At 73.2% G+C, this 14440-nt stretch carries 13 protein-coding genes and 1 pseudogene; 10 read left to right on the plus strand and 4 right to left on the minus strand.

The window, feature by feature from the left end; all coding sequences use genetic code 11:
• The first annotated feature begins 264 nt into the window (after positions 1-264).
• The 9 genes from IEY99_RS34510 to IEY99_RS35130 all read left to right on the plus strand — a co-directional run bounded on the left by IEY99_RS34510 (position 265) and on the right by IEY99_RS35130 (position 10113).
• Positions 265-1995, plus strand: coding sequence for a serine/threonine-protein kinase (locus IEY99_RS34510; RefSeq protein WP_229799251.1), 1731 nt, complete (start codon positions 265-267; stop codon positions 1993-1995).
• Positions 1996-2049: 54 nt separating this feature from the next.
• The gene (locus IEY99_RS26020) at positions 2050-2397 is read left to right on the plus strand and encodes a GntR family transcriptional regulator (RefSeq protein ID WP_189206696.1); all 348 of its coding nucleotides are present in this window, start codon (positions 2050-2052) and stop codon (positions 2395-2397) included.
• A gap of 47 nt (positions 2398-2444) precedes the next feature.
• Positions 2445-2933 (plus strand): hypothetical protein, encoded by a 489-nt coding sequence (locus IEY99_RS26025; protein WP_189206697.1) that lies wholly within the window; start codon positions 2445-2447, stop codon positions 2931-2933.
• A 549-nt stretch (positions 2934-3482) separates the two neighbouring features.
• Positions 3483-4496 carry an ABC transporter substrate-binding protein gene (locus tag IEY99_RS26030; protein ID WP_189206698.1) on the plus strand — a complete coding sequence of 338 codons (1014 nt, stop codon included), beginning with the start codon at positions 3483-3485 and terminating at the stop codon, positions 4494-4496.
• Positions 4493-5305, plus strand: coding sequence for an ABC transporter ATP-binding protein (locus IEY99_RS26035; protein ID WP_189206699.1), 813 nt, complete (start codon positions 4493-4495; stop codon positions 5303-5305). Before IEY99_RS26030 ends, IEY99_RS26035 begins: the two co-directional genes overlap by 4 nt.
• Positions 5298-6119: an ABC transporter permease gene (locus IEY99_RS26040; RefSeq protein WP_189206700.1), complete on the plus strand. Its 822-nt coding sequence runs from the start codon at positions 5298-5300 to the stop codon at positions 6117-6119. Before IEY99_RS26035 ends, IEY99_RS26040 begins: the two co-directional genes overlap by 8 nt.
• A gap of 14 nt (positions 6120-6133) precedes the next feature.
• Positions 6134-7465: an LLM class flavin-dependent oxidoreductase gene (locus tag IEY99_RS26045; protein WP_229799252.1), complete on the plus strand. Its 1332-nt coding sequence runs from the start codon at positions 6134-6136 to the stop codon at positions 7463-7465.
• Between the two features lie 13 nt (positions 7466-7478).
• A complete protein-coding gene (locus IEY99_RS26050; RefSeq protein WP_308427086.1) occupies positions 7479-7982 on the plus strand; it encodes a flavin reductase family protein in 504 nt (167 codons plus the stop codon).
• Between the two features lie 67 nt (positions 7983-8049).
• The gene (locus IEY99_RS35130) at positions 8050-10113 is read left to right on the plus strand and encodes a GGDEF domain-containing protein (RefSeq protein ID WP_189206701.1); all 2064 of its coding nucleotides are present in this window, start codon (positions 8050-8052) and stop codon (positions 10111-10113) included.
• Positions 10114-10117: 4 nt separating this feature from the next.
• Here the strand turns inward: IEY99_RS35130 and IEY99_RS26060 are convergent, their stop codons facing one another.
• From IEY99_RS26060 to IEY99_RS26075, 4 genes are all read right to left on the minus strand, one after another.
• Positions 10118-11689: a GGDEF domain-containing protein gene (locus IEY99_RS26060; protein WP_189206702.1), complete on the minus strand. Its 1572-nt coding sequence runs from the start codon at positions 11687-11689 to the stop codon at positions 10118-10120.
• A 60-nt stretch (positions 11690-11749) separates the two neighbouring features.
• Positions 11750-11917, minus strand: coding sequence for a response regulator transcription factor (locus IEY99_RS26065; RefSeq protein WP_189206703.1), 168 nt, complete (start codon positions 11915-11917; stop codon positions 11750-11752).
• Between the two features lie 112 nt (positions 11918-12029).
• Positions 12030-12614, minus strand: coding sequence for a GNAT family N-acetyltransferase (locus IEY99_RS26070; protein ID WP_189206704.1), 585 nt, complete (start codon positions 12612-12614; stop codon positions 12030-12032).
• A gap of 64 nt (positions 12615-12678) precedes the next feature.
• Entirely contained in the window at positions 12679-13959 is a 1281-nt protein-coding gene (locus tag IEY99_RS26075; protein ID WP_189206705.1) for a M23 family metallopeptidase, read from the minus strand.
• Between the two features lie 176 nt (positions 13960-14135).
• Here IEY99_RS26075 and IEY99_RS35300 point away from each other — a divergent pair.
• Positions 14136-14342: pseudogene (locus IEY99_RS35300) on the plus strand (helix-turn-helix domain-containing protein); the annotation flags it as partial.
• Positions 14343-14440 lie beyond the last annotated feature (98 nt).

Consider the following 14440-nt stretch of genomic DNA (forward strand, 5'->3'; position numbering starts at 1 on the left):
CGGTTTTCGATGTCCGTCCGGCCCGACCGGCCTCTGAGGAGTCCCGCCGACGCGCCGGGAGGTTCGCGAGCCGGGTTCGCGAAGTCGTTTTCTGGCGGTTTAGTAGTAACGACAGGCCCGGCGGCGAGTAACGGGCATCCGGAGCACATGCGCCGTCGTGGAAGTTCCGACATCCCCTTCTTGCCCCGGCCCGACCCCGCCCTCCAACATCGCCCTTTCGCCGGATCCGCATGCCGCTGCTCCCCGCGCAGGAATGGACGACACGTGCAGCAGAATTCGCCCGCCAGCGAACGTGGCTCGTACGAGCCGGCCACCGTGGACCTCAGCGGTCGGTGCGTCGGCAGCTCATACATCCTCATCTGTCCCGTCGGGCACGGCGCGACCGGCACGGTGTGGCGGGGGATGGAGCGCACCTCCGGCGAGCACGTGGCGGTCAAGCTCCTGCACGAGGGCATGCTGCGCCAGCCCAAGCTGGTGACGCGGTTCGTGCAGGAGCGCACCATCCTGATGATGCTGCGCCACGAGTACATCGTCGGTGTGCGCGACCTGTTCAGCGCCGGCGAGTCGCTCGGGCTGGTCATGGACTTCGTCGCCGGCGGCAGCCTGCGGGAGCATCTGCGCCGGGAGGGCACCCTGCCGGCCGGCGAGGCGGCGCGGCTGCTCGCCCAGGTGGCGGCGGCCCTGGCCGAGGCGCACGGGATCGGCGTGGTCCATCGCGACGTCAAGCCGGACAACATCCTGCTGCGGGAGAGCGACGGCCGCCGGGACGTGCGGCTGACCGACTTCGGCATCGCCCGGATCCTGGACGCGCCGGGTCTCACCACCCCGCAGGCGATCATCGGAACGCCGCACTACATGGCCCCCGAGACGATCAGCGGCGGCGAGCCCACCCCGCCGGCCGACGTGTACGCCCTGGGTGTGGTGCTCTACGAGCTCGTGGCCGGCCGGCCCCCGTACGCCGGTGACCCGATGGCGGTGCTGCGCAGCCACCTCGACGACAAGCCGGTACGCCCGGCCGGGGTCGCCGAGGAGCTGTGGTCGGTGATCAGCTCCTGCATGGACAAGGACAAGGACCGGCGGCCGTCGGCCGTCGAGCTCGCGGACACCCTCTCCGGCCTGGCCCGGCTCCTGGGGGACGTGCCGGCGCTGCCCGCGCCCGTCGCCGGGGCGGACGCCGGCGAGGACGATCCGCCGCGGCTCTCACCCCCGCCGGTGCGACCCGCCCGCCATCCCTCGGCGCACCCCGGGCCGCGGCCGAGGGCGCCCCGCAACCGCCCCGGCACCTGGCGGTGGCGCCGCCCGGGCGCGCTGGCGGCCCTGATCACCGTGGTCCTGCTGTCCTCGGCGGCCGCCGGCTACGGCGTGTGGCAGTCGGGGTATCTGCAGGCGGCGGGGGCCTCCTCCGCCGCGGCGCCGCCGGCCGGGCCCGGCGGGAACCCGCCGGGCGGGCGCTCGACGGCCGGCCCGTCCCGGATGCCCGGGCCGGTGCCGGCCCAGCCCGTGGTGGCGGGGGCCGCAGCGGCGTCCGCCGCGGACGGGCGGCGGCAGGACTCCGGCGCAGCGCAGGCCGAGGTGTCGGCCGGTCCGGCGCATGCCGGTGTCTCCGTCGGCCCCGGGCAGGTGGACGGTCTCGTCCGCTTCGGCCCGTACCAGTGCGGCGACGCCTACACCTGGGACATCGGTCATCCCGTGCTCGCCAAGCCGTGCCACGCGGTCGGTAGCGCGATCCGCGTGGTGGGGCACATCGAGGCGACGCCGGGGGTGCAGACGGACGTGTCCCTGTCGGTGGAGGACGCGCAGACCAAGGACGTCGTCGCCGGGCCGTACGTCTGCAAGGGTCTGATGTTCACCGACTTCGCGCTCAAGCACACCTGCGGGCCGGTCGACCTCGACGCTCCGCGTGGCCGCCGCTACCGGGTCGTGGAGAGCTGGGAGTACACCGGCCGGTCGCTGCTGCCGGGCGGGACGGCACGGGGACCGGAGTTCGTCTGGTGATCACTGCCGGTCGCGGTTGACGCCGGCCGTAATGGTGCTAATAATGCTAGCACTATGAGATGGGTGATCGATCATTCGTCGCGGGAGTTGTTGCAGCACCAGATCGCCGCCTGTGTCCGTCAGGGCGTGGGGTCCGGTGAGCTGAAGGTCGGCGAGCAGCTTCCTCCGGCGGTGGAGCTCGGGGCCGCCCTGTCGGTCGACCGCAACACGGTGCTGGCGGCCTACCGGCAGCTGCGCGACGAGGGCGTGCTCGAGTTCCGCCGGGGCCGTGGGGCGCGGGTGGCGTCCGCCGCCACGCCGCCCGCCCCGGTCGCCGAGGCGGCCCGGGCGCTGGTGACCGCCGCCCGCGAGCACGGACTCGGGCGCAACGACCTGATCCGGCTCATCGAGCAGCTGACCTGACCCGCCGTCGTGGCCCGAGACCGACGCAGAACCGGAAGGACACACCCGTGAGCACACCCGCCCTCGCCGGCCCGGGCCGGCACGCCGTCTACACCGGCCGCGTCACGAACTGGCCCATGGTGGTGCTGAGCGCCGCACTGCTGGCGCCGTTGCTGATCCTCGGCAGTGCGGGGGGAGGGGACTGGAGCGGCGTGGCGGTTCCGCTGCTGGTCGCCGCCGCCGGCCTGCTGCTCAACCTGCTGACCGTGACCAGCGTCCGCACGGCGGCGGGCCCCAACGGGGTCTCGGTGCGCTACGGGGTGCTCGGCTGGCCCCGGCTGCACTACCGCATCGAGGAGATCGCGGACGCGGAGGTCGTCGACCTTCCGGGCTGGTATGTCGTGTACGGATTCTGGTGGACTCCTCGCCGCACCTGCTGCACGTTGCGCTCCGGGCCGACCCTGCGCCTGACGCTGCGTACCGGCCGGACGGTGACCGTCACGGTGCCGGACCCCGGAGCGGCCGTCGCCGCCATCCGCGAGGCCCGCCCGGCCTGACCGTCACGGGCGCCCGGTCAGGCGGCGGCGACGCGGGACTCGCCCTCGGCCGGCCCGGCGAGCTCGTCACGTCCACCACCAGCGCTGCTCGCTCACATCGACCCGAACAGCGTCACTGGCCGTCGCGGATCCCCAGCGCCGTTCCATGGCCGAAAGGGTGGAATACCCACCCGCTCCGGCTGTTCGGACATCTCCCGGCACGCGGCGGCGCTCAAACCTATTAAACACATGGGAATTGAGGGTGATCTGGCCCACAGTGCGCTGACCGGGAGTCACGCCGGAGGTTACGGTGCTCCCATGAACCGGAGCACGCGTCTCATCCGACGCCGCTTCGTCGATTTCCTCCGGGTGTGCAGCACCGCCTGTTGAGGGACGGCGACGCACCAGCCGCCACCCATCTCCCGGGCATCGTCGCCCGTTTCCCCAGCCGGTGAGTCACCGGCGTCCCGCCGACGGCGCCGCTGAGCCGTCGGACTCCTTCACGCCTTGATGCCGCCTGCCGCAGGCGGTCCACCGGCATACCCGTGCATCGAATCCAGGAGTGTCCGTATGAGACGAGTCAGAGCATCGTGGGCGGTCGCCGCCCTGATCGCGGCGGTGACGGCGGCCTCGGGCTGCGGCGCCGCCGGTGGGTCGGAGGTGACGCAGCTGCGCTACCAGGGATCGGTCGGCCAGGTCACGCCCCCGGAACTGGCCCAGGATCTCGGCTACCTCGGCAACGTCAAGCTTTCGTGGATCGGCAACACGATCAGCGGTCCCCAGGACATCCAGGCCGCCACCACCGGCGACACCGACTTCGGCGGGGCCTTCAACGGCGCCATCGTCAAGCTGGCCGCCGCCAAGGCTCCCGTCAAGGCCGTCGTCGGCTACTACGGTTCCGACAAGCTCACCAACATGGGCTTCTTCGTCCTCGACGGCGGTCCGATCAGGACCGCCCGGGACCTGATCGGCAGGAAGATCGGCGTCAACACGCTCGGCGCCCACGCCGAGGCCGTGACGAAGACCTATCTGGCCCGCAACGGGCTGACCGACGCCGAGATCAAGCAGGTCGAGCTCGTCGTCGTGCCGCCGGTGAACGCCGAGCAGTCGCTGCGCCAGGGGCAGATCGACGTCGCCGCGCTGAGCCAGACGCTGCGCGACAAGGCGCTGGACCGCGGTGGCATCCGCGCCCTGTTCACCGACGTGGGCCTGCTCGGCGAGTTCACCGCCGGCAGCTACGTGGTGCGCACCGACTTCCTGAAGAAGAACCCCACGACGATGCGGACCTTCGTCACGGGCGTCGGCAAGGCTATCGAGTGGGCCCGTACGCAGCCGCGCGACGTCGTCCGCGCCCGGTTCGCCGACATCATCCGCAAGCGCGGCCGCAACGAGGACACCAGCCTGGTGACGTACTGGAAGAGCTGGGGTGTCGCCAGTGCCGGCGGGGTCATCGAGGAGCGGGAGTTCAGCACCTGGATCGACTGGCTGGAGCGGACCGGCGAGCTGAAGGGCCGGCAGGTCAGCGCGAAGGACGTCTACACCAACGAGTTCAACGACGCCGCGCCGGGCGGTGCGGCCCGATGACCGTCAAGGTGCGCTTCGAGAACGTCGGCAAGCGCTTCCACGCCCGGGGCCGGACCGTCACCGCCCTCGACGACGTCAGCCTCGACGTCCGGACCGGCGAGTTCCTGGTCATCGTCGGTCCCAGCGGCTGCGGCAAGTCGACGCTGCTCGACCTGCTGGGCGGGCTCACCGCCCCGACGTCCGGCCGGGTCCTGGTCGACGGCCGGCCCGTGCGCGGGCCCGGACTCGACCGGGGCGTCGTGTTCCAGCAGTACGCCCTGCTTCCCTGGCGGACCGCGCAGGGCAACGTCGAGTTCGGACTCGAGGCCAAGGGCGTGCCGCGGCGCGACCGGGAGGCCCTCGCCCGCGAGCACCTCGACCTCGTCGGGCTCGACGGATTCGCCGACCGCTACCCCCACGAGCTCTCCGGCGGCATGAAACAGCGGGTCGCCATCGCCCGCAGCCTCGCGTTCGACCCGGAGATCCTGCTGATGGACGAGCCCTTCGCCGCCCTGGACGCGCAGACCCGCGACGGGTTGCAGGACGAGCTGCTGCGCATCTGGGAACGCACCGGCAAGACCGTCGTCTTCATCACCCACGGCATCGAGGAGGCCGTCTACCTCGGGCAGCGGGTCGCCGTGCTGACGTCGCGCCCGGGACGGCTCAAGGCCGTCGTCGAGGTGCCCCTGACCGCCCGGCCGGCCACCGAGGACCTGCGCTCCGACCCCGCGTTCACCCGCTACCGGCACGAGATCTGGAGCCTGCTGCGCGACGAGGTCACCCGGGCGCAGCGCCAGGAACTGACCGCCGAGGAGGCCTCCGTTGGCTAGTCTGACCAGCACCTCGACGGCCGTGCGGCTGCCGCGGGTCACCGCGGCGGTGAGCGCGCTGCGCCTGGCCGGCGCGATCGGCAGCCGCCTCGCGGCGATCGCCGTCCTCGCCGCCGTCTGGGAGACGCTCCCGCGCCTCGGCGTCGTGGACCGGACGTTCCTGCCGCCGCTGTCCGAGGTCCTCACGGCGTGGTGGCAGCTGGTCCGCTCCGGCGAGCTCACGGCCCACCTCCGGGCCAGCCTGAGCCGGTCGCTGAGCGGGTTCGCCCTGGCCGTCGCCGCCGCCATCCCGCTCGGCCTGGTGATCGGCTGGTACCGGCCGGTCGCCAACCTGCTGAACCCCCTGCTGGAGCTGTTCCGCAACACCGCCGCGCTGGCCTTGCTGCCCGTCTTCGTGCTCGTCCTGGGACTCGGCGAGACCTCGAAGATCGCCATCATCTGCTACGCCTGCGCCTGGCCGATCCTGCTCAACACCGTCAGCGCCGTCCGTACCGTCGACCCGCTGCTGGTGAGGTCGGCCCGGTCGCTCGGGATCCGGCCGGTCGGGATATTCCAGAAGGTCGTCCTGCCGGCGGCCGTCCCGGCCATCTTCACCGGCATCCGCCTCGCCGGTGCCTTCTCCATCCTCATCCTCGTCGCCGCCGAGATGGTCGGCGCCAAGGCCGGGCTCGGCTACCTCATCAACTACGCCCAGTACAACTTCGCCATCCCCGACATGTACGCCGGGATCATCACCATCTCCGCCGTCGGCCTCGTCGTGAACCAGCTGCTGCTCGCCGTCGAGCGCCGGTTCTCGACCTGGCGGACCTCGTGAAAGGACACCCACCCGTGAGCCGACAACTGCACCTCAACGCCTTCCTCATGGGCGTCGGGCACCACGAGGCGGCCTGGCGCCACCCGCGCACCGACGCCGGCCGGGTCGCCGACGTGCGGCACTACGTCGACGTGGCGAGGATCGCCGAGCGGGGACTGCTCGACTCGGTGTTCTTCGCCGACGGCCTGTCCGCCGGCCCGCACGCCCGGCACCGCCTCCAGGCCGTGTTCGAGCCGATCACCCTGCTCACCGCGATCGCCGGCGCCACCACCCACATCGGCCTGATCGCCACCGCGTCGACCAGCTACTACGAGCCGTTCCACCTGGCCCGGCTCTTCGCCTCGCTGGACCACATCAGCGGCGGCCGCGCCGGCTGGAACATCGTCACGTCGGCCAGCGACGCGGAGGCCCGCAACTTCAACCGCGACGCCGCCGCCCCGCACGCCGCCCGCTACGGGCGCGCCGCGGAATTCGTCGAGGTCGCCCTCAAGCTGTGGGACAGCTGGGAAGCCGGCGCGCTGGTCCTCGATCCGGCGTCCGGGATCTTCGCCGACACCGACAAGATCCACGAGGTGGCGCACTCCGGCACCCACTTCACGGTGCAGGGGCCGCTCAACAGCCCCCGGTCCCCGCAGGGCCGCCCGCTGCTCGTGCAGGCCGGGTCGTCGCCCGACGGCCGGGCGTTCGCCGCCCGCTACGCCGAGGCCGTCTTCACCGCCCAGCAGACGCTCGCCGAGGCCCAGGAGTTCTTCACCGCGCTCAAGAGCGACATCGCCGCCGCCGGGCGCGACCCCGGCCAGGTCGCCGTCCTGCCCGGCGTGGTCCCGGTGATCGGCGGCACCGAGGCCGAGGCCGTCCGGCTGGCACGGGAGTTCGACGACCTCATCGTCACCGACCACGCCCTCGCCCAGCTGTCGCAGTTCCTCGACCGGGACCTGTCGGCGTACCCGCTCGACGGGCCGCTGCCCGCGCTGCCCGATCCCGGCACCGTCGAGGCGCATCAGTCCCGGTTCAAGCTCATCGTCGACCTGGCCCGCCGGGACGACCTGAGCATCCGGGAGATCCTGCGCCGGCTCGGCGGCGGCCGCGGCCACCGGGTCGTCGCGGGTACGCCCGAACAGATCGCCGACGAGCTGGAGACCTGGTTCCGGCAGGGCGCCGCGGACGGGTTCAACGTCATGCCGCCGTACCTGCCGGGCGGCCTCGAGGACTTCGTCGACCACGTCGTGCCCGAGTTGCAGCGGCGCGGGCTGTTCCGCACCGCATACACCGCGGACACCCTGCGGGGGCACTACGGCCTGCCGCAGCCCGTCAACGCGTACGCGCGCGTACCCGCCGCCGTCTGACCCGGGAGGAACCGTGACCCTGACCACCGAGCCGGAGCGGACCGGGCTGGACGCCGTGCGGTTCCGGGGACTCCTCCGGCGCCAGGCCAGCACCGTCACCGTGGTGACCGCGCCCGGCGAGCCCCCCGCCGGGTTCACCGCCACCTCCTTCACGTCGGTCTCCCTGGACCCGCCGCTGGTGTCGTTCTGCCTGAACCGCGGCTCGTCGAGCTGGCCCGCCTTCGCCCGTGCCGCGCACGTGGCGGTGCACCTGCTCGGCGCCGGCCAGGCCGCCGTGGCCCAGCGCTTCGCGACCAGCGGCATCGACCGGTTCGCCACCCCGACCGCCTGGCGGCCCGGGCCGCACGGCGTGCCGGTCCTGGACGCCGCGCTCGCCTGGCTGCTGTGCCGGGTGACCGAGCGGGTCGTCGCCGGAGACCACGTCGTGCTCCTCGCCGAGCCGCTGCTCGGCGAGCACGGCGACGGCGACCCGCTGCTCTACCACGACGGGGGCTATACCTACCTCGACACCCGCTGACTCTCCTCAAGTCCGTCCGGCGGCGACCGATAGACGCGGTACCCACCGGAAAGCAGGTCCCACCACCATGTTGCCCTCGGCGTCGAGCGGTTCCGCCTCTCCACGCCAGGGCAGGATCCGTGCCAGCGCCCTGCGGAGCCTGCTGGTGCCGGCGGCCGCGACGGTCTACGTCCTGGGCACGCCGGACGGGCGGCACCGCGGTGCCATGCTGGCGGTCATCGTGGCCATGGCCGCCGTCGGACTGTTCCCCCTGGTGGCGGCCCCGGTGCTGGCCCGCTCGCGGCTGCGGGTCCCGGTCCAGCTCTTCGCCGTGGTCGTCACGACCGTCGGCACCTCGGGGCTCGCGCTGCTGGACGGGGGCGTCACCAGCCCGCTCGGCGCGCTGGAGCTGTACTCGCTGACGTTCTTCGCCGTGGTGCTGCCGGCCCGTCTGTTCGCCCCGATGGCGCTGCTCTGCCTCGCCGCGTACGCCACCGTGGCGGTGGCGGGCAGCGCCGCGCCTCCCGGGTTCGCCTGGGTCTTCGTCTGCACGTACGGCGGGGTGGCGTGGCTCGCCATGCGGCACACGTCGGCGCTCGCGGCGATGCGCCATCGGCTGGCCGAGGTGTCGCAGATCGACGCGCTGACCGGCTGCCTCAACCGCCGCGGCTTCGACGAGCGGCTGGAGGCGGAGTTCACCGCGGCCGCGGGCCGCGGCGGGCGGGTCACGCTGCTCCTGGCCGACCTGGACCGGTTCAAGGAGGTCAACGACCGCTACGGCCACCGGGGCGGCGACGACCTGCTGGCCTGGACCGGGCGCGCGCTGGCCCGCCGGGTCCGCGACGGCGACGCGGTCGGCCGGATCGGCGGGGACGAGTTCGCCGCGGTGCTGGTCGACGCGGACGGCGCCGACGCACAGTCGGTGGTGGACCGCGTGCGCGCCGACCTCGACCCGGTCTCGCCCGCCAGCCTCGGCTGCGCCTCGTACCCGGACGACGGGGAGACGCTCGCGGCGCTGCGTCAGCTCGCCGACGAGCGCGTGTACGCCGACAAGCTGGCCCGGCACGCCGCGCCGGGGTCCCGTACGCCGCCGGCGCGGCCACCGGTCCCGGCCGGGCGGCGCGCCACCCCGGCGGTCTCCGGGCGCGAGCGGCGCCGGCGCTCGGTCGCGGACGGCGGCCGGCTGGCCGTGTCGGTGTCCGGGGTCGGCCTCGGCTACATCCTGCTCTTCGCGGCCGGGCACCCGCACCGCCTCGCGATCGGCGTGCTGCTCGGGACCTGCTGCGTGCTGGGGACCGCGGTCATCGCGGCCGCCGACCGGCTGAGCCGCTCGGCCGGTCTGCGCGGGTGGATGGCCGTCTTCGGCCTGGTCGAGCTGATCACCTCCGCGTTCATCGTGGCGCTCAGCGGCGGCGCGACCACCGCCCTGGCGGTCGGGCTGCTGGCGCCGCTGCCGCTCATCGCGCTGAGCACCCCGCCCCGCGTCGGGGTGCCGCTGGTCGGTGTGACCTCCGGCTTCTACGTCGCGGTGGGATTCCTCGTGGGTGCCACCAGCCCGTGGCACGTGGCGACGCACCTCGGCGGCAGCATCGCGCTGGCCGTGGCGTGCGGCCTGCAGGGTGCCGAGGCCGGCCGCCAGCGCCGCCGGCTGACCCGGCTGTCGCGTACGGACGCGCTGACGGACACCCTGAACCGGCGTGGTTTCGAAGAGCGGTTCGCCGCCCGGACCGCCGGCGCCGACGCCGCCTTCTCGCTGCTCATCCTCGACCTGGACCGCTTCAAGGAGGTCAACGACCGGTACGGCCACGCGGCCGGTGACGAGTTGCTCGCCTGGGTCGCCGGCACGCTGCGGGCCGTCCTGCCGCCGTCCGACGTGGTGGGCCGCCTCGGCGGCGACGAGTTCGTGGTCCTGCTCGCGTCCACCGACGCGGCGTCCGCCGCGGACCGGCTGACCGCGGCGCTGGCCGAGCGTACGGCCGTGAGCATCGGCACCGCCCGGCTGGGCGTGCACGGCCGGGACTTCGAGAGCCTGTACGCCCACGCCGACGCGGAGCTGTACGCCCGGAAGCGGCGCCGCATCCCCGCGGCGCGAGCCGGACGCGAGACGGCGCCGGCCGCCCTGGAGACGGCGCCGGCCGGACCGGAGGCATAGGCCCTCAGACCGGGGCGAGCACGCTGCGGCTCTTGCCGCCCGCCTTGGCCGCGTACATGGCGGCGTCGGCGCGGCGCAGCAACGCGTCGCCGTCACCGTCGCCGACCGCGCGGATCGCGATGCCGACGCTGGCGGTCACCCGCGCGACGCCGTTGTCGAGGTGAAACGGATCCGCGACGACCCGGACCACCCGGTCGGCCACGATCGACGCCTCGCGCTCGTCGCGGATCGGCTCCATGATCACCGCGAACTCGTCGCCGCCGAGCCGGGCCAGGACGTCCGTGGAGCGGACACAGCCGCGCAGCCGCTCGGCGACGAGCAGCAGCAGGGCGTCGCCGGCGGCGTGCCCGAGCCGGTCGTTGACGGCCTTGAAGCCGTCGAGGTCGATGTAGAGGACCGCCACCGCCGTGCCCCGCCGGTCCTGGCGGGCGAGGGCGTGCGACGCCTGCTGATGGAAGAGCGCTCGGTTGGCCAGCCCGGTCAGCGGGTCGTGGAAGGCCAGGTACTCGAGCTGTCGTTCGCGTTCCCGCAGCTGTGCGACGGTGCTGCCGAGGCGGCGGTTCAGCTTGAGATTGTCCCGGATGGCCGCCAGCTGGCGGGCCACCACGAGCACCACCACGCCCATCGCCATCAGATACAACACGGGGTCCAGCGTCCAGTCCCGCAACGTGAGCACGAGCGTCGTGACCATACCGACGGCGAGCGGGGTGTAGGGCAGGACCAGTCGCAGCAGCGAGAAGCGCTCCGCCTGCTCGCCGCCGACGCGCAGCCGGGCACCGGCCGGCTCCGCGGCCTCCTCCGCCGGTCCTGCGCAGCCGGTCTCCGGCCCTTTCCACCAGATGCCGTAGCCGACCAGCACGAAACCGACCACCCAGCCGAGGTCGGCCAGCCCACCGGCCTGGTACTGGTCCTGGTGGGCCAGGTAGGCGAAGACGCTGTCGGCGATGGCCAGGCCGAGGGCGCCGAGCACCACGGTGAGCAGCGGGCCGCGCTGCGCCGTCCCGGCCCGGGCCAGGACCATCAGGGCGATGCCGACCGTGGCGACGTCGGCCACCGGGTACAGCAGCAGCAGGCTCCACTCGAGCGGGCTGCCGGCGCCCTCGCGGACGATCGGGCCGAGCACCAGCGCCCAGCTCACGTAGAGCAGCGAGCTGGCGATCAGGGCGCCGTCCAGGCCGGTCAGCACCCGGCGCAGCCGCCCCGGTACGAGCACCGCGATGCCGACGAGCAGGAAGAGCACCGACGCGACGTACCCGACGTCGGCCAGCGACGGGAACGGCGGCTCGCCGGCGTAGAGCTCGTAGTAGCACCAGGCGGTCTGGCCGATGCCGTAGGAGAACAGGGCCAGCGCCAGCAGCAGGCTGCCGGAGCGCGGCGTGCCCGCGGCGCGGCGCCAGCCGAGCAGCGCCAGCACCGTGGCGAACATCGGCACCAGCACCAGGAACAGGTCCCCGAAGACGATCATGCCGTGGTCGGTCAGCGGCCGGGCCAGCACGACGAAGAGGTACAGGGCGATGATCGCCGCGCACAGGATGCCGACCGCGCGCAGGCGGCGGGGCGGGATTCCGTTCGTCATCCCTTGCGACACCATGCCCCTATCTTCCGTCCTCAGGCGCAGGAGAGTGCGGAGGGGAGCTCACGCCGGCCCCCGCACACCGAGTTTCTGGTACCAGCGTTGCAGGTGGTTCTCGGCGGTCCGCACGGAGAGCACCAGCCGGTGCGCGATCTCGGGTTTTCCCAGCCCGTCGGCGGCCAAACGGCACACCTGGCGCTCCCGCCGCGCAGCAGGCAGACGGTCGCGCAACCGCGGGCCGCGCTGCTCGAGAGCGTGGAGGTCCGGTAGGGGGGGCGAGCAGGGCCGCCGCGGACGTCACAGCGACGCCGCGGCGGCCGCCGTGCCCGCCAGGCGGCCGCCGTCAGGAGCCGGGACCTGCCGCCGCGCCGGTTCGGTCCCGGCGGCTCGACTCCCAGCGGAACTGGCGCGTCGTCGTGGAGAACCAGCGGTCGGTGAGTCCCTCGTCGCGCATGCCGAGCCGCCGGGCCACCGCCTGCGAGGCGGTGTTGTCCGGATCGGTCACCGCCAGCACGCTGGTCAGTCCCGCCTCGGCGGCGGCGCCCAGCAGCGCCCGCGCCGCCTCGGTGACCAGGCCCCGGCCCTGATGGTCCGGGTGCAGGTTCCAGCCGATCTCCACCTCGCCGGTCGTCCCCGAGGCGTCCTGCAGAGGCAGCAGCAGCACCGTTCCCACCGGATCCGCGGACCAGCGACCGGTCGCGTCCGCAACGACGAGCGCCCACAACCCGTAGGGCAACGGCAGGCCGGCCTCACGCTCCCGCCGGCGCGCGAGCCGCTGGCGGGCCTCCTCCAGGTCGGCCACCACGCGCCGCGGCTGGGGTCCCAGCCACCGCATGATCTCCCACCGGGAATAGATCTCGAAGTACGCCGGAAGGTCGTCCTCCCGCCAGCGCCGGAGCAGGGTCCGGGACGTGCGCAGCAGCTCCACGCCACGACCATAGTGTGCACCGGCCGGCTTCCCGGGCTGGGAAGCCGGCCGGACCGTTCCGGGCTCAGAACACGATGCCCTGGGTGTCGCGCTTGTCGCCGTTCCAGTCCCCGACGATCGGGATCTCCCGGCCGTCGCCGTTGCCGTAGGCGACGTGGTGGGTCACCTCCGCGCCGTCGGTCACCGCGCTCGTCCGGAAGTAGTAGCCGTTGCCCATCCGGACCCCGATGTTGTCCTTGCCGTCGCCGTCCCAGTCACCCACCAGCGGCAGCGCCCCGGGGTTGCCGTAGGCGACGGTCCGGGTGGCCTCGGGCTGGTTGTTGGCGGAGGTCCGCAGGTAGAAGAGGTTCGAGCCGGGCTTGGTGACGCCGAGGTTGCCGATCCCGTCGCCGTCCCAGTCGCCGATCAGCGGGGTGTCCGCGGGATCGCCGTACGCTACCGCCACGGTGGTCTCCGTCCCGCTGGTCACCGGGCTGGTCCGCAGGTAGAACGTGTTGCCCATGCGTACGCCGACGTTGTCCCTGCCGTCGCCGTCCCAGTCGCCGACCAGCGGGACGGCGCCCGGGTTGCCGTACGCGAAGCTGTACTGGGCCGCGCCGGTGGCCGGATCGTTGCTGAGCAGGAAGCGGCCGCCGGTGGGGTCGTACGCGCTGACCGTGTCGGTGCCGTCGCCGTTCCAGTCGCCGACCACCGGGATCATCGGGCTGTTGCCGTAGTGGATCACCGGGCGGGTGTTCACGCCGGACGCCGGATCGTCGGAGAGGAAGAAGTCGAGCACCCCGAGATCCGGTGTGCCGCCACCGCCGCAGTTGCGGCTCGTGAGCACCTGCGAACGTCCCACCTCGACGGTGACGAGCTGGCCGTCGAACGCGGACCGGACCGTGGTGCCGTCCTGGATCTGCTCGAAGTGCAGGTGCGGCGCGCCGCTGTCGCCCGTGCTGCCCACCCGCCCGATGAGCTGGCCCTGCACGACGGTCTGATGGAGGGAGACCGCCGGTGCCGAGATCATGTGCAGGTACCGCGTCTGCCAGCCGTTGCCGTGGTCGATGCGGACGTGCCAGCCGCCGCCGTCGTCGTAGGCCGACTTGACCACCCGGCCGCCGGCCGCGGCCAGGATCGGCTGGTTGTTGCTGCCGCCGCCCACCTTCATCAGATCGAGGCTGTTCGGATTGGGAATGTGGTCGCTGCGGGTGCTCGCCGTCCATTGCTGCCCGCAGGTGAACGGCAACTGGAACAACGGGCGGGGGCCGGCGGCGTGGCCGGGGGCGGGAGCCGGCAATGCCGCCGCGACGCCCGCGAGCGCCAGTGCGAATGCGGTGACCAAGCGGAAACTGCGTACGCGCATTATGTCCTCCGTGGTGATTTCCGGTGAGGGCCAGCGACAGCTTGCCGGCGCACCGCCGTCGATGGAAGGCGCCGGGACGGGAAGGGATGAAACGCCGCGTCCACCAGGGACTTCGCGCGGGAGCGGGACGCCCGGGCGGCGCGACCTACCCTGTAGCCATGCATCCTGGGGGGGCGATGACGGGAAGGGCCGGTGCGGCGCAGACATTGGCGTCCGTGCTCCGCGAACTGAAAAGCCGCAGCGGGCGCAGTTTCGAGGCGTTGGCCAAACGGCTCGCGGTCAGTAAATCCGCATTGCACCGGTATACCTCGGGCGAGGTCGTACCGGCCCGATTCAGCATCGTCGAATTGTGGGCGCGCGAATGCGGCGCCACCGCGGCCGAGATGGCCGAACTGCGCCGGCTCTGGATCGCCGCCACCGATCCCCGGCCGGACGAACCCGGCCCGCCGGACCCGGCCGGCGGCCCGGGTGGCGGCACCGA

Source organism: Couchioplanes azureus (genome assembly GCF_014648355.1).
In the GTDB taxonomy this organism is placed as follows: Bacteria; Actinomycetota; Actinomycetes; order Mycobacteriales; family Micromonosporaceae; genus Actinoplanes; species Actinoplanes azureus.

Bases quoted from the DNA above. Each gene is read 5' to 3' on its own strand.
- IEY99_RS26060 (WP_189206702.1), bottom strand. From the start codon at position 11,689: ATGACGAACGGAATCCCGCCCCGCCGCCTGCGCGCGGTCGGCATCCTG.
- IEY99_RS35130 (WP_189206701.1), top strand. From the start codon at position 8,050: ATGTTGCCCTCGGCGTCGAGCGGTTCCGCCTCTCCACGCCAGGGCAGG.
- IEY99_RS26030 (WP_189206698.1), top strand. From the start codon at position 3,483: ATGAGACGAGTCAGAGCATCGTGGGCGGTCGCCGCCCTGATCGCGGCG.
- IEY99_RS26075 (WP_189206705.1), bottom strand. From the start codon at position 13,959: ATGCGCGTACGCAGTTTCCGCTTGGTCACCGCATTCGCACTGGCGCTC.
- IEY99_RS26020 (WP_189206696.1), top strand. From the start codon at position 2,050: ATGAGATGGGTGATCGATCATTCGTCGCGGGAGTTGTTGCAGCACCAG.
- IEY99_RS26035 (WP_189206699.1), top strand. From the start codon at position 4,493: ATGACCGTCAAGGTGCGCTTCGAGAACGTCGGCAAGCGCTTCCACGCC.